This window comes from Rhizobium sp. BR 250 (assembly GCF_047445855.1).
In the GTDB taxonomy this organism is placed as follows: Bacteria; Pseudomonadota; Alphaproteobacteria; order Rhizobiales; family Rhizobiaceae; genus Agrobacterium; species Agrobacterium tumefaciens_I.
In genome coordinates this window covers 311306-332324 of the sequence record NZ_JARWKW010000006.1, presented here as the reverse complement: position 1 = coordinate 332324, position 21019 = coordinate 311306, and the positions used below count along the sequence as shown (strand labels likewise).

The 21019-nt window shown below is 59.4% G+C and carries 15 protein-coding genes and 2 tRNA genes; 15 read left to right on the top strand and 2 right to left on the bottom strand.

Translation table 11 applies throughout. The features are described from left to right. The first annotated feature begins 19 nt into the window (after window positions 1–19). From tolR to QD336_RS12515, 15 genes are all read left to right on the top strand, one after another. Entirely contained in the window at window positions 20–481 is a 462-nt protein-coding gene (gene tolR, locus QD336_RS12585; protein WP_004445732.1) for a protein TolR, read from the top strand. A gap of 9 nt (window positions 482–490) precedes the next feature. After that, window positions 491–1660, top strand: a complete 1170-nt coding sequence (gene tolA / locus QD336_RS12580; RefSeq protein WP_269346680.1) for a cell envelope integrity protein TolA — start codon at window positions 491–493, stop codon at window positions 1658–1660. A 68-nt stretch (window positions 1661–1728) separates the two neighbouring features. Then, window positions 1729–2988: a Tol-Pal system beta propeller repeat protein TolB gene (gene tolB, locus QD336_RS12575; protein ID WP_499170960.1), complete on the top strand. Its 1260-nt coding sequence runs from the start codon at window positions 1729–1731 to the stop codon at window positions 2986–2988. A gap of 210 nt (window positions 2989–3198) precedes the next feature. After that, the gene (pal, locus tag QD336_RS12570; RefSeq protein WP_003506243.1) at window positions 3199–3732 is read left to right on the top strand and encodes a peptidoglycan-associated lipoprotein Pal; all 534 of its coding nucleotides are present in this window, start codon (window positions 3199–3201) and stop codon (window positions 3730–3732) included. A gap of 158 nt (window positions 3733–3890) precedes the next feature. Further along, on the top strand, window positions 3891–4910 hold the full coding sequence (ybgF, locus tag QD336_RS12565) for a tol-pal system protein YbgF (RefSeq protein WP_499170940.1): 1020 nt from the start codon (window positions 3891–3893) through the stop codon (window positions 4908–4910). A gap of 27 nt (window positions 4911–4937) precedes the next feature. After that, a complete protein-coding gene (tilS, locus tag QD336_RS12560) occupies window positions 4938–6272 on the top strand; it encodes a tRNA lysidine(34) synthetase TilS (RefSeq protein ID WP_499170938.1) in 1335 nt (444 codons plus the stop codon). A 154-nt stretch (window positions 6273–6426) separates the two neighbouring features. Continuing rightward, the gene (ftsH, locus tag QD336_RS12555) at window positions 6427–8391 is read left to right on the top strand and encodes an ATP-dependent zinc metalloprotease FtsH (RefSeq protein ID WP_269346687.1); all 1965 of its coding nucleotides are present in this window, start codon (window positions 6427–6429) and stop codon (window positions 8389–8391) included. A gap of 189 nt (window positions 8392–8580) precedes the next feature. After that, the gene (gene glmM / locus QD336_RS12550) at window positions 8581–9933 is read left to right on the top strand and encodes a phosphoglucosamine mutase (RefSeq protein ID WP_499170937.1); all 1353 of its coding nucleotides are present in this window, start codon (window positions 8581–8583) and stop codon (window positions 9931–9933) included. Between the two features lie 187 nt (window positions 9934–10120). Continuing rightward, window positions 10121–10966 carry an outer membrane protein gene (locus QD336_RS12545; protein WP_269346690.1) on the top strand — a complete coding sequence of 282 codons (846 nt, stop codon included), beginning with the start codon at window positions 10121–10123 and terminating at the stop codon, window positions 10964–10966. Between the two features lie 212 nt (window positions 10967–11178). After that, window positions 11179–12357 carry a phosphoserine transaminase gene (locus QD336_RS12540; RefSeq protein WP_499170935.1) on the top strand — a complete coding sequence of 393 codons (1179 nt, stop codon included), beginning with the start codon at window positions 11179–11181 and terminating at the stop codon, window positions 12355–12357. Between the two features lie 85 nt (window positions 12358–12442). Further along, window positions 12443–14038 (top strand): phosphoglycerate dehydrogenase, encoded by a 1596-nt coding sequence (serA, locus tag QD336_RS12535; RefSeq protein WP_269346694.1) that lies wholly within the window; start codon window positions 12443–12445, stop codon window positions 14036–14038. Window positions 14039–14265: 227 nt separating this feature from the next. Next, window positions 14266–15342: a Tim44 domain-containing protein gene (locus QD336_RS12530; protein ID WP_499170934.1), complete on the top strand. Its 1077-nt coding sequence runs from the start codon at window positions 14266–14268 to the stop codon at window positions 15340–15342. Between the two features lie 487 nt (window positions 15343–15829). Further along, entirely contained in the window at window positions 15830–17020 is a 1191-nt protein-coding gene (locus QD336_RS12525) for an OpgC family protein (protein ID WP_499170933.1), read from the top strand. Between the two features lie 206 nt (window positions 17021–17226). Then, window positions 17227–18423, top strand: coding sequence for a tRNA 2-thiouridine(34) synthase MnmA (gene mnmA / locus QD336_RS12520; RefSeq protein WP_269346697.1), 1197 nt, complete (start codon window positions 17227–17229; stop codon window positions 18421–18423). Window positions 18424–18558: 135 nt separating this feature from the next. Beyond that, window positions 18559–18635 (top strand) — tRNA-Met (locus QD336_RS12515). Between the two features lie 1261 nt (window positions 18636–19896). Here the strand turns inward: QD336_RS12515 and QD336_RS12510 are convergent. Both QD336_RS12510 and QD336_RS12505 read right to left on the bottom strand, forming a co-directional pair. Next, window positions 19897–20589: a glutathione transferase, Atu3701 family gene (locus QD336_RS12510; protein WP_499170932.1), complete on the bottom strand. Its 693-nt coding sequence runs from the start codon at window positions 20587–20589 to the stop codon at window positions 19897–19899. 223 nt (window positions 20590–20812) lie between these two features. Next, window positions 20813–20887, bottom strand: a tRNA-Gly gene (locus QD336_RS12505). Window positions 20888–21019 lie beyond the last annotated feature (132 nt).

Below are 21019 nucleotides of genomic sequence, written 5' to 3'. Positions count from 1 at the left end.
GCAAAATGGAGTAGATGATATGGGTATGTCAGCAGGTGGCAGCGGCGGCGGTTCCGGTGGACGCCGGGGTGGGCGCGGCGGACGGCGCAGAGGTGGCGCGATCAGCGAGATCAACGTGACGCCACTGGTCGACGTCATGCTCGTGCTGCTCATCATCTTCATGGTGGCAGCGCCGATGATGACGGTCGGTGTGCCGATCGACCTGCCGCAGACCTCCGCAAATGCTCTGAATTCGGACACCCAACCGATCACCATTTCCGTCAATGCCAATGGCCAGATCCATTTGCAGGAAACGGAAATCCAGGCAGCCGAAGTGGCCGACAAGCTGCAGGCGATCGCCACCACGGGTTATAACGAACGCATCTTCGTGCGCGCAGATTCCGTTGCCGCCTATGGCGTCGTTGCCGATGTGATGGCGCGTATCCAGGCGGCAGGCTTCAAGAATATCGGCCTCGTGACCCAGCAGAAACAGGACAATTGACGTAAGACGATGAAGGGCAGCCTTACCACATCCGCGATCGTGCACGCGTCGCTTCTGGCTTTCGCCCTTGTCTCCCTGGGCTCGCCGGAACCGCTCGACGTGTCACAGGCCGAGGCACTGCCGGTGGAGCTGGTGCCGATCGAGGAACTGACCCAGATCCAGCAGGGCGACAAGAACGCGCCGAAGGCCGAGAAGTCCGCCCCTGTTCCCACCACGCGTCCTGATATCATCGAGAATGCGCAGAATATCGGCAACAACACCGCCGATATCGAAGCGCCTCCGACCCCGACCGCCAAGCCCAACGACAATATCGCCGCAGCCGCTCCGCCCAAGCAGGAGAAGCCGCAGCCGGTCGTCGATACCAAGGCGAACGAGGTGAAGGAAATCGTCAAGGAAGAAACCTCGGCCCCCAAGCCGCAGGAAATGGCCGCCTTGCCGCAGACCAAGCCCGAAATAGCGCCGCAGCCGAAGACGGAACCGCCACCGCAGGAAACCAAGGCGGAAGAGCCGCCGCCGGCAACGCAGGAGCCGGCCGAAATTCCCGTGCCGCAAAACGTTCCGCGCCCAAATTCCCGCCCGGAGCCGCCGAAGCCGGAGGAGCCGAAACAGGCTGAGACCAAGCCCGCCGAGCAGAAGCCGGCCGAAAAACCGGCTGAGAAAAAGCCGGATCAGGCAAAGTCCACGGACAAGCCTTCCGACAAGAAGCCGGGCGAGAAGAAGCAGGAGACTGCAAAATCCGCCTCTTCGAAGGAGAGCGATTTTAACGCCGATGACGTTGCCGCCCTGTTGAACAAGCAGGCGCCCTCCGGTGGCGGTGCCAAGCGCTCCACCCAGCAGGCAGCCCTTGGCGGCAAAAAATCGACCGGCGGCTCGACGCTCAGCCAGACGGAAATGGATGCGCTACGCGGTGCGATCCAGAAGAACTGGCAGATCATTCCCGGTATGGCGGATGCTTCGGACGTTCGCGTCCGGGTGACCATGAAGCTTGACCGTGACGGAACCATCATTGGTCGGCCCGAGATCGAGGCAACCGGCGGTTCGGAAGGAACGCGCCGTGCTCTTTCCGGCGGAGCCTATCGCGCCATCATGCGTTCTGCTCCGTTCACGAACCTTCCCGCCGAAAAATACGATGCATGGAGCGAAGTTGTCGTGAACTTCGATCCCAGTGAATTGCTATGAATGCTGAAAGGCCTGGCAACATGAAGATATTTTCGCCGATCCGGCTGGTGCTCGCTGTCGCGGCCCTCATGTCGGTTTTCTCCGTACCGGCTTTTGCACGGGTGGAAATCAACATCAACAAGGGCAACGTCGAGCCGCTGCCGATCGCCATCACCGACTTCATGTCGAGTGACGGCATCGGTGCGCAGGTTTCGGCCGTCATCGCCGCCGACCTGCAGCGTTCCGGCCTGTTTGCGCCGGTCAACAAGAATGCCTTCATCGAAAAGATCAGCAATCCGGATCAGCAGCCGCGTTTCGAGGACTGGAAGGTCATCAACGCACAGGCGCTCGTCACCGGCCGCGTGACGCGCGAGAGCGACGGTCGTCTGCGCGCCGAATTCCGCCTGTGGGATACTTTCGCCGGCCAGCAGTTGGCTGGACAGCAATTCTTCACCCAGCCGGAAAACTGGCGTCGTGTCGCCCATATCATCGCGGACGCCATCTACGAGCGCGTCACCGGTGAAAAGGGCTATTTCGATACCCGCGTCGTTTTTGTCTCCGAAAGCGGCCCGAAGACGGCCCGCAAGCGCCAGCTGTCGATCATGGACCAGGACGGCTTCAACGTCCGCAACCTCACCAATTCGAACGATATCGTTCTGACGCCGCGTTTCTCGCCGAACCGCCAGGAAGTGACCTACATGTCCTTCGAAGGCCAGCAGCCGCGCGTTTACCTGCTGCAGCTGGAAACCGGACAGCGCGAAGTCGTCGGCAACTTCCCCGGCATGACCTTCTCGCCGCGCTTCTCGCCGGATGGCCAGAAGGTCATCATGAGCCTTCAGCAGGACGGTAATGCCAATATCTACACCATGGACCTGCGCTCGCGCACCACGACGCGTCTGACGAATACGGCCGCGATCGATACCGCGCCCTCCTATTCGCCTGACGGTCAGCGTGTCGCCTTTGAAAGCGACCGCGGCGGGCGCCAGCAGATTTACGTCATGAATGCCGATGGCTCCGGCCAGCAGCGCGTCTCCTTCGGTGATGGTTCCTATTCCACGCCGGTCTGGTCTCCGCGCGGCGATCTGATCGCTTTCACCAAGCAGTCGGGCGGCAAGTTCTCGATTGGCGTGATGAAGACCGACGGCTCGGGCGAACGTATCCTCACCAGCGGTTTCCACAATGAAGGCCCGACCTGGGCGCCGAATGGCCGCGTGCTGATGTTCTTCCGTCAGAACGCCGGTGCGGGTGGTCCGCAGCTCTATTCGATCGATCTGACGGGCTACAACGAACAGCTCATCAAGACGCCGACCTTCGCTTCGGATCCGGCCTGGTCGCCGCTTCTGGACTGATATTGACTGCCACAGCGGCGCCGGTCTGAACCGGCGCCGTCATGTTTTACGCATGCCATGGGGAAGTGCGCCTCTTTCTTGCCGCAAAGTGTTGTGAGGGAGCAAAAAAGTGGGACATTTCCTTTCTGTTAACCATAAGCGTTTGTCGGCTATTAACCGCGATCAGTTAGTGTCCGACAACGTTATTGAAATCCTAAGGAGAGACCGGCGATGAGCCGTACACACATTTCGGCACTCAGCCCCATGCAGAAACTGGCCCGTAACCCGGCTGTCATCGCCATGACGCTCGCGCTTGCTCTTGCAGGCTGCGCGAACAAGAAGAACATGCCGAACAGCGCCGGTGAACTTGGCCTTGGTGGCGCGGGTTCCGCAACGCCGGGCTCCCAGCAGGACTTCACGGTCAATGTCGGCGACCGCATCTTCTTCGACACCGACTCCACCTCGATCCGCGCCGACGCCCAGCAGACCCTGCAGCGTCAGGCCCAGTGGCTGGCCCGTTACCCGAACTACGCAATCACCGTCGAAGGCCATGCCGACGAACGCGGTACGCGTGAATACAACCTGGCGCTCGGCGCCCGTCGTGCCGCTGCAACCCGTGACTTCCTGGCTTCCCAGGGTGTTCCGGCAAACCGCATGAAGACCATCTCCTACGGCAAGGAAAAGCCGGTCGCGGTTTGCGACGACATTTCCTGCTGGTCCCAGAACCGCCGCGCTGTGACGGTTCTCGGTGGCGCGGGCATGTGATTGCCTGACGTTATTGTGAACGTGAACGAGAGGCGGTCTTCGGGCCGCCTTTTGTTTTTTTCATAGTTTGGCCGAAGTTAAGTTGCTTTTTCGGTTGATATGGAAAAAATCCGGCTTGCGCCATTCCGGTGCAAATCAGTTAAGGCAGGACGAATGAGATGAAGAAACTTGTCGTGGCGGGAATGCTGGGGCTTGCAGCCTGCACCGGCTTGAGCGGCATCGCCGTTTCGGGTCCGCTGTTTGGTGCGGGGGGTAGCTTCGGCACGATCAACTCTCAGCAACAGCCCCCGGTCGTCCGGGTTCAGGCCAATGAAGCCTATCGGGTTCAGCAGCTTGAAGAACAGATCCGGCAGCTCAACGGCCGTATCGAAGAAATGAGCTTCCAGCTCCTGCAGATGCAGGAAACGATCCGAAAGGCACAGGAAGACAACGAGTTCCGCTTCCAGGAACTGGAAGGCGGCAATGGCGGTGGTAAGGGTGCAAGCCCGGCCGCTGCACCGAAAAAGAAGGCGGAAGCCAGTCCGGTCAACCCGGCCTCGCCGCCGACCGACGACGTTGCAACGATCATCGAAACGCCACCCGAGGGTGGCGCTTCCGTTTCGTCCTCCGCTCCGTCCAATGGCGCAACGGGCGCTCCGGGAGAAACGACGCTCGGTTCGATCGAGCTCGATTCCAAAGGAATGCCGGTTGGCGGCACGCTGAACCAGGGCGCCAACAATTCCTCCGGCAGCCTTCCCGGCGTGACCACCGGTAACAGCACCCGCAAGACCGATCCGGTCAATACGGCGGCGCTGACCAGCGAAGGCGATATCTATCAGGCCGCTTATGGCCATGTGCTTTCCGGGGACTACAAGCTGGCGGAGCAGGGCTTCCAGCAATATCTCCAGGGCTACCCCAAGGGCGCCAAGGCGGCCGATGCGAGCTTCTGGCTGGGCGAGGCGCAATATTCGCAGGGCAAGTTCAACGAGGCGGCGAAGACTTTCCTCAACGGCCATCAGGCCTATGGCAAATCTCCGAAGGCGCCGGAAATGCTGATGAAGCTCGGCATGTCGCTTGCTGCTCTCGACAATACCGAAACCGCCTGCGCCACGCTGCGCGAGGTGCCGAAGCGTTATCCCAATGCCTCCAAGACCGTGCTGACCAAGGTTGCCAGCGAACAGAAACGGCTGAGCTGCTGATTTTTTCCTGCCATGGCGGGTATTTCCATGCCGGTTGATGCCCGCATTTCGAATGAAGAGACAGTCGCGCCGCTTGCGGCGGTGAAGTCTTTTGTCGAAAATCTCCACAAACCCACCCATATCCTCGTTGCAATCTCAGGCGGCAGCGACTCCACCGGCCTGTTGCTGGCATTAAACGAGGCAAGATCGGCTGGCGGCGATGGGCTGCGACTTTCCGCCGTCACGATCGACCATGCGCTGAGGGCAGAATCCGCCGATGAGGCGCGCAAGGTCGCCGTGCTCTGCGCCGAACTTGGAATTCCCCACACGACACGCCGATGGGATGGCGCAAAGCCGGCCTCCGGCCTGTCCGAAGCCTCCCGGCTTGCGCGTTATCGCCTGATTGCCGACGTTGCCCGGGCAACCGGCGCCGATCTTGTTGCGACCGGGCACACAATCGGCGACCAGCGCGAAACCGTGGCGATGCGCGCTGCGCGTAGCGGCGGCAGTGACAATCTCGGCCTTTCCGGCATGGCGGATGCTGTCCTCTATGATGCACATCTCTGGATCATGCGGCCGTTTCTCACCTGCGAGAGACAGGCGATCCGTGATTACGTCTTGTCACGCTCGCGGCATTGGCTGGACGACCCGAGCAATGAAAATGTCAGATATGAGCGGGTCCGCGTGCGGCAGGTGCTGCCTCACTCCCCGATTGCGCTTGATGAGAGCGCTGCCGTCAGAAGGCGGATGCTTTCTGAAAGAACAGCCATTTTCCTGCGCGAGCATGCAGAGGTTTTTCATGCCGCCCTTGCCAGCTTGGCCGGCGATAACGTCAATCCTGATCTTCCCGAGTTTCGGCATGGACTGGCGGCGTTGATCGCCACACTTGGCGGCAGATCCTATTTTCCGGCAGCAAGCAGTATGGAGCGCGTTCTGCGCTTTCTCAAAACGGGTGAAAACGGGCGAATGACCGTCGGCCGGGTTTTGCTCGAGCGCCGGCGGGACGGGTTCTATATTTTCCGTGAACAGCGAAACCTGCCGGAGCTTGAAATCGAGCCATCCGGGCAGGCCCTTTGGGATGATCGTTTCCTGGTGAAAAACGGAGCGGACTTTGCAATTGATGTTATGGCGGGCAGAGCTGGCACCGCTGAGCAGGCCGCGGCGCTCTTTCCATCGGCGCCCGCCGGGGTGGCGAAACCGGCAATGGCGGGTCTGCCGCAAATTGCCGCAGCGGCCGAAGGGAGGGTTTCCATGCCGGAGGTCACCGTCATCACGCCAAGGCTTGCCCCTTTCGATCTTTTCCTGCCGCGTTTCGACCTTGAGTTGGCGAATGCAATCGCCAATTTATTCGGACGGCCGGCCTATCCACAGCCCCCGGTTTAAATCCGGCCTCTTTTTCGTGAATTGCCATGGAATAGTTTTTACACCAAAACGCATCAGATAATGCGCTTTGCCTTGGCAAGGGCATATGTCGTCCTTATGTTAGGGGCACATAATGGCGGGCAGCAGATATGCCCGTGTGAGTTCGGGGAGTTCGATGAACCCAAATTTCAGAAATTTCGCCTTGTGGGCCGTGATTGCCCTCTTGCTGATCGCGTTGTTCAGCATGTTCCAGACGTCGCCGACGCAAACGGGTTCGCGGGAAATTCCGTATTCCCAGTTTCTTCGCGATGTGGATTCCGGGCGAGTTCGCGACGTGACCGTCACCGGTAACCGGGTTCTCGGAACCTATACCGAAAACGGCACGGCCTTTCAGACCTATTCCCCCGTCATCGACGACAGCCTGATGGAGCGCTTGCAGAGCAAGAACGTCACCATCGTGGCGCGTCCCGAAAGCGATGGCTCGTCCGGTTTCCTGAGCTACCTCGGCACTCTTCTGCCGATGTTCCTCATCCTCGGCGTCTGGCTGTTCTTCATGCGGCAGATGCAGGGTGGTTCGCGCGGCGCGATGGGCTTTGGCAAATCCAAGGCCAAGCTTTTGACGGAAGCGCATGGCCGCGTCACCTTTGACGATGTTGCAGGCGTGGACGAAGCCAAGCAGGACCTCGAGGAAATCGTGGAATTCCTGCGTGATCCGCAGAAGTTCCAGCGTCTCGGCGGTAAAATTCCGCGCGGCGTGCTGCTCGTTGGTCCTCCAGGCACCGGTAAGACGCTTCTCGCGCGCTCCGTTGCCGGTGAAGCCAATGTGCCGTTCTTCACCATTTCCGGTTCGGACTTCGTTGAAATGTTCGTCGGCGTCGGTGCAAGCCGCGTGCGTGACATGTTCGAACAGGCCAAGAAGAACGCGCCCTGCATCATCTTCATCGACGAAATCGACGCCGTCGGCCGCCACCGTGGCGCCGGTCTCGGCGGTGGTAACGACGAGCGCGAGCAGACCTTGAACCAGCTGCTGGTCGAGATGGACGGTTTCGAGGCGAATGAAGGCATTATCCTCATCGCCGCCACCAACCGTCCCGACGTTCTGGACCCCGCACTTCTGCGTCCCGGCCGTTTCGACCGTCAGGTCGTCGTGCCGAACCCGGATATTGTCGGCCGCGAACGCATCCTCAAGGTGCATATCCGCAACGTGCCGCTGGCGCCGAATGTCGATCTTAAGGTTCTGGCCCGTGGTACGCCCGGTTTTTCGGGTGCTGACCTGATGAACCTCGTCAACGAAGCCGCCCTCATGGCCGCCCGCCGCAACAAGCGCGTGGTCACCATGCAGGAGTTCGAAGACGCCAAGGACAAGATCATGATGGGTGCGGAACGCCGCTCTTCCGCCATGACCGAAGCCGAAAAGAAGCTGACTGCCTATCACGAGGCCGGCCATGCGATCACCGCGCTGAAGGTCGCCGTGGCTGACCCGTTGCACAAGGCGACGATCATTCCGCGCGGCCGTGCACTCGGCATGGTCATGCAGCTGCCGGAAGGCGACCGCTATTCCATGAGCTACAAGTGGATGGTCTCGCGTCTCGTCATCATGATGGGCGGACGCGTCGCCGAGGAACTGACCTTCGGCAAGGAGAACATTACCTCCGGTGCGTCTTCCGATATCGAGCAGGCCACCAAGCTTGCCCGCGCCATGGTTACGCAATGGGGCTTCTCCGATGCTCTCGGCCAGGTGTCCTATGGTGAAAACCAGCAGGAAGTCTTCCTCGGCCACTCCGTCTCGCAGTCGAAGAATGTCTCCGAAGCGACGGCCCAGACCATCGACACGGAAGTTCGCCGCCTGATCGACGAGGCTTATGCCGAGGCACGCCGCATCCTGACGGAAAACCACGATGGTTTCGTTGCGATTGCCGAGGGTCTGCTCGAATACGAAACCCTGACGGGCGACGAAATCAAGGCGCTGCTGAAGGGCGAAAAGCCTGCCCGCGATCTGGGCGACGATTCTCCGGGCAGTCGTGGTTCTGCGGTTCCGAAGGCCGGCACCAAAAAGGACGGCCCCAGCGAAGCAAAGGGCGATGGCGAGACCAAGGGTGACGGCGAAGCCGAAGGCGGCATGGAGCCGCAGCCGCACTGATCGCTTTCGCAAACGCATGATTGTAAAAGGCCATCCGGGTTTCCGGGTGGCCTTTTCATTTTGGTAACAAGATATAAGCCATTTTTGCGCTAATTTACGTGCTGTTTATCGTGGTTTGTGGCATCTAGCCAAAAACGCTTCCGGCTATTTTTATCTTTTGCCGGAATGCCCGAGAGATTTGGAGTTCAAATGGCACGCCGTTATTTCGGAACCGATGGTATCCGTGGACAATCGAACGTCTTTCCCATGACGCCGGATCTGGCGATGCGCGTGGGTATTGCCGTTGGCACGATCTTCCGCCGGGGCCACCATCGCCATCGCGTCGTGATCGGCAAGGATACGCGTCTTTCGGGCTATATGCTGGAAAACGCGCTGGTTGCCGGTTTTACCGCAGCCGGCCTCGATGTCTTCCTGCTCGGCCCCATCCCGACACCGGCCGTTGCCATGCTCACCCGCTCGTTGCGCGCTGATATCGGCGTGATGATCTCGGCCTCGCACAATCCTTTCTCCGATAACGGCATCAAGCTTTTCGGACCGGATGGCTACAAGCTCTCCGATGAGCTGGAGCTTGAGATCGAGGATCTTCTCGACAAGGACATCTACGCCCAGCTGGCCAAGCCGAGTGAAATCGGTCGCGCCAAGCGTGTCGATGGCGACATCTATCGTTACATCGAATTCGTCAAACGTACCCTGCCGCGTGATGTGACGCTGAGCGGGCTCAGGATCGCCATCGATTGCGCCAATGGTGCCGCCTACAAGGTGGCGCCCGCAGCGCTCTGGGAACTGGGTGCTGAAGTCGTCACCATCGGCAACGAGCCGAACGGCATCAATATCAATCTCGAATGCGGCTCCACCCACCCGGAAGCCCTGCAGAAGAAAGTGCACGAAGTGCGGGCCGATATCGGCATCGCGCTCGATGGCGATGCGGACCGCGTCATCATCGTTGATGAGCGCGGCGAGATCGTTGATGGCGACCAGCTGATGGCGGTCATCGCCGATAGCTGGGCCGCTGACAACACACTGCGCGGTGGCGGCATTGTCGCGACCGTCATGTCCAATCTCGGCCTGGAACGCTTCCTCGGCGACAAGGGCCTCACCCTTGCCCGCACCAAGGTCGGCGACCGTTATGTCGTCGAACATATGCGCAATCACAATTTCAACGTCGGTGGGGAGCAGTCCGGCCATATCGTATTGTCGGATTATGGCACAACCGGAGATGGCCTCGTGGCGGCATTGCAGGTTCTCGCCAAGGTCAAGCGCTCCGGCCGCACGGTCAGCGAAGTCTGCCGCAAGTTCGAGCCGGTGCCGCAGCTCTTGAAGAATGTGCGGATTTCCGGCGGCAAGCCGCTTGAAAACCCTGTCGTGCAGCAGGCGATTGCAGATGCGGAAAGCGCCTTGGCCAATAATGGCCGTCTCGTCATCCGCCCTTCCGGCACCGAGCCGCTGATCCGCGTCATGGCGGAGGGTGATGACAGCGCGAAGGTGGAGCAGATCGTCAACGATCTCGTTGGTGTCATTGCCAATGCCCGATCGGCCGCGTAAGGCTTACCGACAATAACGCAACAAGAAGCCGGCCTCGATGCCGGCTTTTTCTTTGAGTATTCGCTAATAAATATAGTGAATGATCGTGGTTAATCGGGACTTAACCATTTTACGTCAATCTCCATGACTGAACCGTTCACTGGCATCTGCTGCCGAAACCGCACGTGCCTCTTCTGGAGTGGAAGTCATGAAAAACGCCCTGGCCGGATTTCTGGCCGTCCTGCTGACCGGCACCAGCGCTATTGCTGCCGATCTTTATCAAGCCGAGCCCGCGCCGGCCTATGTCGAGGCCCCCGAAGTCGCGATCACCCAGGCGAGCGGCTGGTATCTGCGCGGCGATGTCGGTTATTCCTTCAACAAGCTGCGCGGCGCCCATTATTATCAGGGCGGACCGGGTGGTTATCTCCGGGACTTCGATACCGCGACAATCAAGGACAGCTATGTCATCGGCGGTGGTGTCGGTTATCAGTTCAACAACTATCTCCGCAGCGATGTGACCTTTGACTATATGGGTAAATCGGATTTCCGCGGTTCCACGAGCGGTTTCTGTGGCTCCGTTCCCGGTCGCTGCGTCTCGGCTGATCTCAGCTCGTTGAGCGCCTATACGCTGATGGCCAACGCCTATGTTGATCTCGGCACCTATGGTCGCGTCACGCCTTATGTCGGCGGTGGTATCGGCGGCTCCTATGTCAAGTGGGACAAGCTGCGCAACACCTCGTGCAGCGTTAATGGTCTCGGCTGCGATCCGACCACCGAGCACGGCGGCAAGGGCAAGTGGCGCTTCGCTTACGCGCTGATGGCCGGCGCATCCATCGACGTCACCTGTAACCTGAAGGCCGATATCGGCTATCGTTTCCGCCACATCAACAAGGGCGACATGTTCGCTTATGAGAATGGCGGCGGCCCGGGCCGTGACAAGGGTCTCTATTCGCACGAGGTGCGCGTTGGCGGCCGTTATGTCTTCAATGGCTGCGATACGGCACAATACATGCCGCCTGCCGATATTCCACTGCAGCCTGCCGTTTATAAATAAACGTCACGCCCTGCTGGTAGTTTCAAACCGTCCGCATCCTCCGGGTGCGGGCGGTTTTGTTTTGGCGGCATCTGACCCGACGCATGACGCATATGGACCAAAATTCTTCTGCGTAGCGACATATTCCGCTTGACTGAGATCGGCGACAGGAATAGCAACGGCGTCAGGACACCTCTCCCTAACGAGAGGCGCCTATCTGAAAGGGTAGTTAAATGACAGATATAGTGAAGCCGGACGTCCGTCCGGGCAATACGCATTTTTCCTCTGGTCCCTGCTCGAAGCGTCCCGGTTGGTCGCTAGATGCTCTCTCCGATGCACCGCTCGGTCGCTCGCATCGCGCCAAGGTTGGCAAAGCCAAGCTGAAGCAGGCCATCGATCTCACCCGTGAAATTCTGAACGTTCCTGCCGATTATCGCATCGGTATCGTTCCCGCGTCCGACACCGGCGCCGTTGAAATGGCGCTCTGGTCGCTGCTCGGTGAACGCGGCGTTGATATGCTCGCCTGGGAAAGCTTCGGTGCCGGCTGGGTCACCGATGTCGTCAAGCAGCTGAAGCTGAAGGACGTGCGCAAGTTCGAGGCCGATTACGGCCTGCTGCCGAACCTCGCCGAAGTCGATTTCGACCGTGACGTGGTCTTCACCTGGAACGGCACGACCTCCGGCGTTCGCGTTCCCAATGCCGATTTCATTCCGGCTGACCGCAAGGGCCTGACTATCTGCGATGCCACCTCGGCGGCTTTCGCACAGGACATGGACTTTACGAAACTCGACGTCGTCACCTTCTCCTGGCAGAAGGTTCTGGGCGGTGAGGGCGGCCATGGTGTCATCATTCTGTCGCCGCGTGCTGTCGAGCGTCTGCTGAGCTATTCGCCCGCTTGGCCGCTGCCGAAAATCTTCCGCATGGTTTCCGGCGGCAAGCTGATCGAAGGCATCTTCACCGGCGAAACCATCAACACGCCGTCCATGCTCTGCGTTGAAGACTATATCGACGCTCTGCTGTGGGCGAAGAACCTCGGTGGCCTGAAGGCGCTGATCGGCCGTGCCGATGCCAATGCCAAGGTCATCTACGACTTCATCGAGAAGAATGACTGGATCGCCAATCTGGCCGTCAAGCTGGAAACCCGCTCCAACACCTCCGTCTGCCTGAAGATCGTCGATCCCGAGGTGCAGGCGCTGGATGCCGCCGCGCAGGCGGACTTCGCCAAGGGCGTCGTCGCCCTGCTCGAAAAGGAAAATGTCGCCCTCGATATCGGCGCTTATCGTGACGCACCGTCCGGTCTGCGCATCTGGGCCGGCGCCACCATCGAGACGGCGGATATGGAAGCCGTCATGCCCTGGCTCGCCTGGGCCTACCAGACGCAGAAAGCAGCGCTTTCCAAGGCTGCCGCCTGATTTTGATACCGGCCCTGCGCGGATGCAGGGCCGCACATTCCCCATTCGTACATTTCCATCACTTCCTTCAAGGAGCCCGTGAACCATGGCACCTCGCGTACTCGTATCCGACGAACTGTCGGAAACCGCCGTCCAGATTTTCCGTGATCGTGGCGTCGAAGTTGATTTCCAGCCGAAGCTCGGCAAGGACAAGGACAAGCTTGCCGAAATCATCGGCAACTATGATGGTCTCGCCATCCGTTCCGCCACCAAGGCGACCGAAAAGCTGATCGAAGCCGCGACCAATCTCAAGGTCATCGGCCGCGCCGGCATCGGCGTCGACAATGTCGATATTCCGGCTGCTTCGCGCCGCGGTATCATCGTCATGAACACGCCCTTCGGCAACTCCATCACCACCGCCGAACACGCCATCGCGCTGATGTTTGCCGTCGCCCGCCAGCTTCCGGCCGCCGACAGCTCCACGCAGGCCGGCAAGTGGGAAAAGTCGAAATTCATGGGTGTTGAGATCACCGGCAAGACGCTCGGCGTCATCGGTGCCGGCAACATCGGCTCCATCGTCTGCTCGCGTGCGCTTGGCCTCAAGATGCATGTTCTCGCCTATGACCCCTTCCTCTCGCCGGAGCGCGCGCAGGAAATGGGCGTCACCAAGGTTGAGCTGGACGAGTTGCTGGCCCAGGCCGATTTCATCACCCTGCATGTGCCGATGACCGACAAGACGCGCGGCATCCTGAACGCTGAAAACCTTGCCAAGACCAAGAAGGGCGTGCGTATCGTCAACTGCGCCCGTGGCGGTCTGGTGGATGAAGCGGCTCTTGCCGAAGCCATCAAGTCCGGCCATGTCGCCGGTGCTGGTTTCGACGTGTTCGAAGTCGAGCCCGCCACAGAGAGCCCGCTTTTCGGTCTGCCGAATGTCGTCTGCACGCCGCACCTTGGCGCCTCGACCACCGAAGCGCAGGAAAATGTTGCCCTGCAGGTTGCCGAGCAGATGTCGGATTACCTCGTCAAGGGTGCCGTTTCCAACGCCATCAACATGCCGTCGATCACCGCGGAAGAAGCGCCGCGCCTGAAGCCCTTCATCCGTCTGGCGGATGTTCTCGGCTCTTTCGTTGGTCAGGTGCAGGAAAGCGCCACCAAGGAAATCGAAATCCTTTATGATGGCGCAACTGCCAACATGAACACCAAGGCGCTGACCAGCGCGTTGCTGGCCGGTCTCATCCGCAGCCAGGTTGCGGATGTGAACATGGTTTCCGCCCCTGTCATGATCAAGGAAAAGGGCATCATCCTGTCCGAGGTCAAGCGCGACAAGACCGGCGTCTACGACGGTTACATCAAGCTGACGGTGAAGACGGAAAACCAGATCCGCTCTGTCGCCGGCACGGTCTTCTCGGATGGCAAGCCGCGCTTCATCCAGATCAAGAACATCAACATGGATGCCGATGTCGGATCGCACATGATCTACATCACCAATACCGACGTTCCCGGCATGATCGGCTTCATGGGCACCACGCTCGGTGAAGCTGGTGTCAACATCGCCAACTTCCAGCTCGGCCGTGAAAAGGAAGGCGGCGACGCCATCGCGCTTCTTTATGTCGATGGCCCGGTTTCTGAAACCGTGCTCGACAAGCTGCGGGCCAACCCGGCGATCCGCCAGGTCAAGCCGCTGACGTTTAACGTCGACTGATACGCCTATCGTTCCTCCCAAGGGGACAATAAGGCCCGGTGCAGGGGAAACCCTGTGCCGGGTTTTTCGTTTTTCCAATGACTGTTTCGTCGCAAAATGCGTGAGATTATCGCATTGGTTGCATATCACAAAAAATTTAAGCCGAGTGGTCTAAAAATGATGATCATGAGTTGCTATATCGCCTGCTGACATGCCGCTCATGGGAGGGCGGCCAACAGGAGATAACAATGTTTGCTGCCTTTCGGCGCTTCAAGGGTTTGTTCGCAGTCGCTGCGCTTGGTATCGCGGTGTCTTTCGTTGCCGTTGACATGGCAGAGGCGCGCCGCGCCAGCGGCGGTTTCGGCAGCCGCGGCACGCGGACCTATTCCGCTCCGCCTTCGACCAGCACGGCACCAGGCCAGACCGCGCCGATCAACCGCAGCATGACCCCGAATACGAACCAGAACCAGGCGACACCGGGCGCGGCCCAGCCGGCACGCCCCGGCGCGCAGGCCCCGCAGCAGAACCGTGGCCTGTTCGGCGGCATGATGGGTGGTCTGATGGGCGGCCTGTTGATGGGCGGCCTGTTCGGCATGCTGCTGGGCGGCGGTTTTGGCGGCATGGCCGGTTTCTTCGGCATGCTGCTGCAGGTGGCGCTGATCGGTCTTCTGGTCATGTTCGCCATGCGTTTCTTCGCCTCGCGCCGTCAGGGCCAGCCGGCCTATGGTTCGGCAGGCGGATCGCAGCGCACGGATAACTCCGGTTCCTCCTTTAACGGCGGTTCGCAGGCGGGCTCTTCCGCATCCTCGTTCAAGATCCCGAAGATCGGCGCGCTTGCCGGCGCTGCGGGCGGTGTGGCTGCTGCAACTGCGGCCAAGCCGGTGCCACATGCCAATGCCGTGTCGGAAGGCGATGAAATCGGCATTACCCAGGGTGACCTCGAAATCTTCCAGAAGATGCTGGAAGACGTACAGGCTGCCTATGCCGCCGAGGATTACGGCACATTGCGCAAGCTGACGACGCCGGAAGCCATGTCCTACCTCGCCGAGGAGCTGAGCGACAATGCCACCAGCGGCGTGAAGAACGACGTGCGTGACGTGACGCTGCTGCAGGGTGATGTCGCCGAAGCCTGGCACGAAGAGGGGCAGGACTATGCAACGGTGGCGATGCGTTATTCCGCCATCGATGTGATGCGCGACCGCAACTCTGGCAAGGTGATCGAAGGCGACGAGCAGCATCCGTCCGAAGCCGTCGAGATGTGGACCTTCGTACGCCGCGCGGGCAACGACAACTGGCAGGTCGCAGCCATTCAGGCCGCTGCCTGAGGCTAAGGATTCGATCTTTATTGAATGAAACGGCCCGGAGGTTCCCCTACCTCCGGGCTTTTGTTTGTGAGAACCCACAATGATCTCCGTCCCGAGGTTGGCCACACTTCAGCTTCGCCCCGCGCAAGACCGGCAGGCGTAAAAAAATCGACTGATAAATCTAACGGGTGATATCTCCGCCAATGACGGGTCGCGATTTTGGCTTCGCCCTGCTATGCAAGGCTTTAAGTCCTGTTTGTCGAGGCATATCGCTAACGCATGGCTTGGCCACTCCACGGAATTGCCTTTTTTCATTCATCCGGCATTCAGTCCCTGCATCCTAACCAGAACGCCTACACGTCAATGTGACTTTTCGCGCCGGTTCTAAACCGCTTTGGAAAGGGAACCTCAGCCGCAAAACAGCGTTGACAATCCAATCCCCGGCGCCTCCCAAGCCGGGCTGGGTGGCCCGGCAATGTGCGGTCCGCGAGAACGGAGAGCTATCGAGATGAAACGCTTTGACCTGATCGACGGGATGCGTGGTTACTTCCTCGTCTTCATGCTGATCAATCATCTGGTGTTTGCCGGCGGTTTCTGGCTGGTGGAAATCAATCACCGGCAGTTTGCCTTTGTTGAGGATGCGCAGGGCTTCGTGTTCCTGTCCGGCCTCCTGATCGGCATGGTCTATGCGCGGAAAATGATGAAATACGGCTATGATGCCGGTAAACAGATGATCTGGAACCGGGCGATGGAGCTTTATCGTTATGCGATGGGCCTCGTCATTGCCGTGCTGTTCTTCCGTATGGTCATCCCGCATGCGCCCTATATCTGGTACAACTGGCTCGGCATGACGACGTTTGACGACCCGCTGCGTCTGGCGGCGATTGCGACATTCCTTTTCCAGCCGACCTTCATGGATATCCTGCCGCAATATATCGTCTACATGATCTTTGCTCCGCTGCTGGTGAAGCTTTGCCTCGACGGCAAGTGGGCCTATGTGATGGCCGGTTCTTTGCTGGTCTGGATGGCCGGCCAGCTCGGCCTGCAGCAGATCGTGACGACGCCGCTCAATGAACTCGTCAAGGGTGCTGACGAGCAGGGCATTCGCGTCAGCTTCAACCTGCTCGGCTGGCAGCTTGTCTTCTATTCGGCGCTGGTCATGGGCGCGATGACGGCGCAGAATCGCATTCCGTGGAAGGTGATCTTCTCGCCTGAGCATACATGGCTGCCGAAGGCCGCCCTTGTCATCTGCCTGTTCTTCATGCCGCTGCGCATCGCCACCGCCTGGGGCCTGATGCCGGAATTCATGATGGGCAAATTTTCCACCATGGAAATCCGCGCCGATTTCGGCCCGGTCTATCTCATCAACTTCCTCGCCGTCGGCGTCGGCTTGACCTGGCTGGTGATTGCCGGTCCGAAGCACCACCGCCCGCTCGTGCGTTCCATTGCCGAAGGGGTTATCTGGGTGCTTTCGCTGAAGTTCCTGCAATTGCTCGGCCGTCATTCGCTGCAGGTCTATGTCTGGCACGTGGCGATCGTTTATGGCGTCTATTATCTGGATGGTCGTACGGCGGAACTGTCGCAGCTCAACAAGACGCTGATTGCCTTCACGGCCATCGGATTGCTGGCTTTGCCCGCCCTGTGGCGGGAACGCGACAGGTGGTTCGGCAGCAGCGGCCAGAAGACGGCCGGCGCTTAACGGCCCGTCACGTCCCGAATCTGATGGCTTTACGGGGCGGTTTTCCGCCCCGTACTTGCGTGCGCGGCCATTCCTTTCTATATGCAGCCCTTAAATCCGCAGGATGGCGAGACAGGACGGCCCGATTGATGGCCAGTTTTCTCGCGGCGGATGACCGACAGGCGGCGGGGCCTTTACCCCCGTTATGACTGACGATGGGAAAAAACGTGAATACGCTCGATTTTGACAAGAGGCCGGAAGATACCCGGATCGTTGTCGCCATGTCCGGTGGCGTCGATTCTTCCGTGGTGGCCGGTATCCTCAAGCGCGAGGGCTATGATGTCCTCGGCATTACGCTTCAGCTTTACGACCATGGTGCTGCCGTGCATCGCGCCGGTTCCTGTTGCGCGGGGCAGGATATCGATGATGCGCGCAGAGTCTGCGAAACGCTCGGCATTCCACACTATGTGCTGGATTACGAAGCGCGGTTCCGTGAAACCGTCATCAATCCCTTTGCCGAAGCCTATGCGATGGGCGAAACGCCGATCCCCTGTGTTGCCTGCAACCAGACTGTAAAATTTGCCGATCTGCTGGCCACGGCGCAGGAACTGGGCGCCGATGCGCTGGCGACCGGTCATTACATCCGCTCGCGCCCCAATCCCGTTCCCGGCCAACCGGGGCGGCGCGCGCTCTATCGCCCGATCGACAGCGACCGTGACCAGAGCTGGTTCCTGTTTGCGACCACGCAGGAACAGATCGATTATCTGCGCTTCCCGCTCGGCGGCCTCTCCAAGGCCGAAACGCGGGCGCTGGCGGAAGAAATGGGGCTTGTCGTGGCCAAGAAGGCCGACAGCCAGGACATCTGTTTCGTGCCGCAGGGCAAATATACCGACATCATCAACAAGCTGAAGCCGAATGCGGCTCTGGCGGGTGATATCGTGCATCTCGACGGCCGCGTGCTCGGCCGCCATGATGGCATCGTGCACTATACGATCGGCCAGCGCCGCGGCATCGGCGTTGCGACGGGCGAGCCGCTTTACGTCGTACATCTCGATGCCCGGGGCCGCCGGGTCATCGTTGGCCCGCGTGAGGCGCTGGAAACCCGTCGCGTCTATCTGCGTGACATGAACTGGCTTGGCGATGGCGAACTGGCGAATGATGCCGGGCAGGGCTTTGCCTGTTTTGCCAAGGTGCGCTCCACCCGCCCGCCGACGGAAGCGGTGCTGCATGCGGACGAAAACGGTATCTATGTGGAGCTGATGACCGGCGAGGCCGGCGTTGCGCCAGGGCAGGCCTGCGTGCTCTATTCCGCGCCGGGCGCAGATGCCCGTGTTTACGGCGGCGGTTTCATCGAACGTTCGGAACGCTCGGCGGAAGCGGAAGCTTCGCTCAAGGCTCTTCTGGAAAAGCCGGTTGCCGCCTGAAACAGCGTACTTTTTGCAGCACTGCGGAAAGCGAATTTTTTGCGCATCTTGCGCTTGACACTTTGGGGAGCGGCACCTTATAAGCCGCTCATCCTGATGGAGCGGCCAGTCACATGACTGTCACGTTTCCCCTGTGGCGGGGTAGCTCAGGTGGTTAGAGCAGCGGAATCATAATCCGCGTGTCGGGGGTTCAAGTCCCTCTCCCGCTACCAAACAACAGCCGATATTCGGGCTGCATCAAACCGATAGATACCTTGATCTGCCATATAGTCTTCGCCTGTTTTTCTCAGGTGTGAGATGACGCTTGCGATCAATTCTCTGCACGCGAGCCACGCCGCCGCCATTCACACGGTGCATTTCGACACCGCAGAATTTGAGCGCCTTGTGGATATGCGCAAGGTCGGCCATGTCACGGGAAATGCGGTTGGGCGCTTCCAACCCCTCCAATTGAAACGTTCACTTGGCTGTTCAGGCCCGATTAACATCGCGTGCGTCAGTATTAGCCAATGGAACCGCTGCATTTGCAATGCGTTTGAGTCGGTCATTGGGAGCTAAAATCATGAAGCTATTGAGCGCAGCTATTTGTCTGGTGTCGCTGGGTGTCCTGACTGGATGCGTCGACGATAGCGGATACCGAGGTGGATATTATTCATCCGGCGTCTATTATCGGTCTTATGATCGTGATCGCTACTATCGCGATTACGATCGCCGGTACTGGGGCGAACGGAGAGAATGGCGCGATCATCGCGACCGCAGAGAGTGGCGAGACCGAGAACGGAACCAAACGGAGTGGCGCGATCGGGTGCAGCCCCGCATAGAGCCTAGCGCCAGAAACGGCCGCGATTCAGGGAATGCGCCAGTTATCTTGCCAAATGGTCGGGCAATTTATCCAGACTAGACAAGAACTGACTATCGGCACCCGAACGCTTCTCGGTCTGTCGCTGTTCAACCGATATCGGCATCATCAGCAGGCTGATGGCGTGCGCTCGGGTTTCCCCTGTACGGACAATGCTCCCGGCAATGCCAAGATGGCTTCTGGAGCGGCTAGCAAGCTGCGGGCGGCTTGGTACAGACAATCAGGGATATCCCGGCAAGCCGTGTCCACCCAATCTGGCGGCCTTCGGGAAATTAAGGTCATTGTGCAGAGGATGGAGAAGAAGGGCGCAGGCCTTCAATAAGGGAAAGTAAGCGATAACTTACACACATTGTATTTGAGAGGCTCCGAGGCGCTATCGTCCGTCAAAGGCAAATAAGTACTCATGCGCGTAACATTAGCCGATAAGTCTTGCCCTAAAAAAGGGAAACCCGCTTGCTGTCAAATGCAGCTAGCGGGTCTCAACCTCTACCCCCTCCCACAAGGGCGGCTGCACAAAAGCACATGAAATGAAATATGGCAAGATCATGGCGAATATATTCTTGTGATGCGTCGCGGCCCTTGGCTGATTTTGGATCAGAAGCTGGGCAGCACAGGGGTCAGTTCTTTGAGGCCTCGGTGAAGACCGCCAGTTGGGCGTCATAGGCCCGCTTGAACGCCGGACGGGCCTTGCCTCGGTCAACATAGGCCGAAAGGTTTCCGTAGCCTCTCAATATGCCCGATGATTCCAGCCGGCGTAATACGCAGATCATCAGAATATCTGCAGCGCTGAAAGAACCTTCGAGCCATTCGCGCTCGCCAAACCATGCGGACAATTCGTCAAGGCGCTTCAGGAGCTGCTCCTTGACCCGGGCAAGGCGGGCTTCGTGCCAGGGCTCGTCGCGCTCGAAAAGCCAGGTCGTACCAAAGTTGAGGACGGGCGGCTCGATCGTGTTCAATGCGGCGAACATCCAGGCAATGGTCCGGGCTCGTCGCAATTCGTCCTCCGGCAGCAGGCCCGCATGATTTTGCGCGATATGGAGCAGGATCGCCCCCGACTCGAACAGAATGAGGTCGCCCTGCTCATAGGAGGGGATCTGGCCGAAAGGCTGGCAAGCGAGGTGCGAAGCTTCCTTCATCGCTTCGAACGACAGGCGCCGGACATGATAGGGCTGGCCCACTTCTTCGAGCGCCCACCGCACCGGCATATCACGCGCGAGACCGCGGCCACCATCGGGAGAGCGTGCAAAAACAGTGATCGTGGGGTTCGGCTTCATCTCGATAGAAGCGGGGATTGTTTCGATATTTGACATCCTGCGTCTCCCATACGAAATCCGTATTTCCAGGAACAGCCTCCGCCTCGCGGGGCGTTCAGTCAACGGTGCTGCGTGGTGCACAAGCGGTCAATGTAGATATCAAGATGGCGATAGGCGAGCGCGCGCTCTTCGGCAGCGTGGAATGGAAACGCTAATCGCAAGCCAAAACCGCGACATCTTAAGAGACGATCGCCCAAATATCGATTTTCCTAGGGAAATTTGGAGCGGGCGAAGGGATTTGAACCCTCGACCCCAACCTTGGCAAGGTTGTGCTCTACCCCTGAGCTACACCCGCTCAAATCCCCGGTCCGGGGTAGTTCGCTGAACCGTGGGCCGCCAAGTGGCGACGGGCGCTATATCGCTCAATCGATTTTGGAATGCAACAGGGAAATGACAAAAACGCGAAAATTTCTTTGAGAAATGCGAC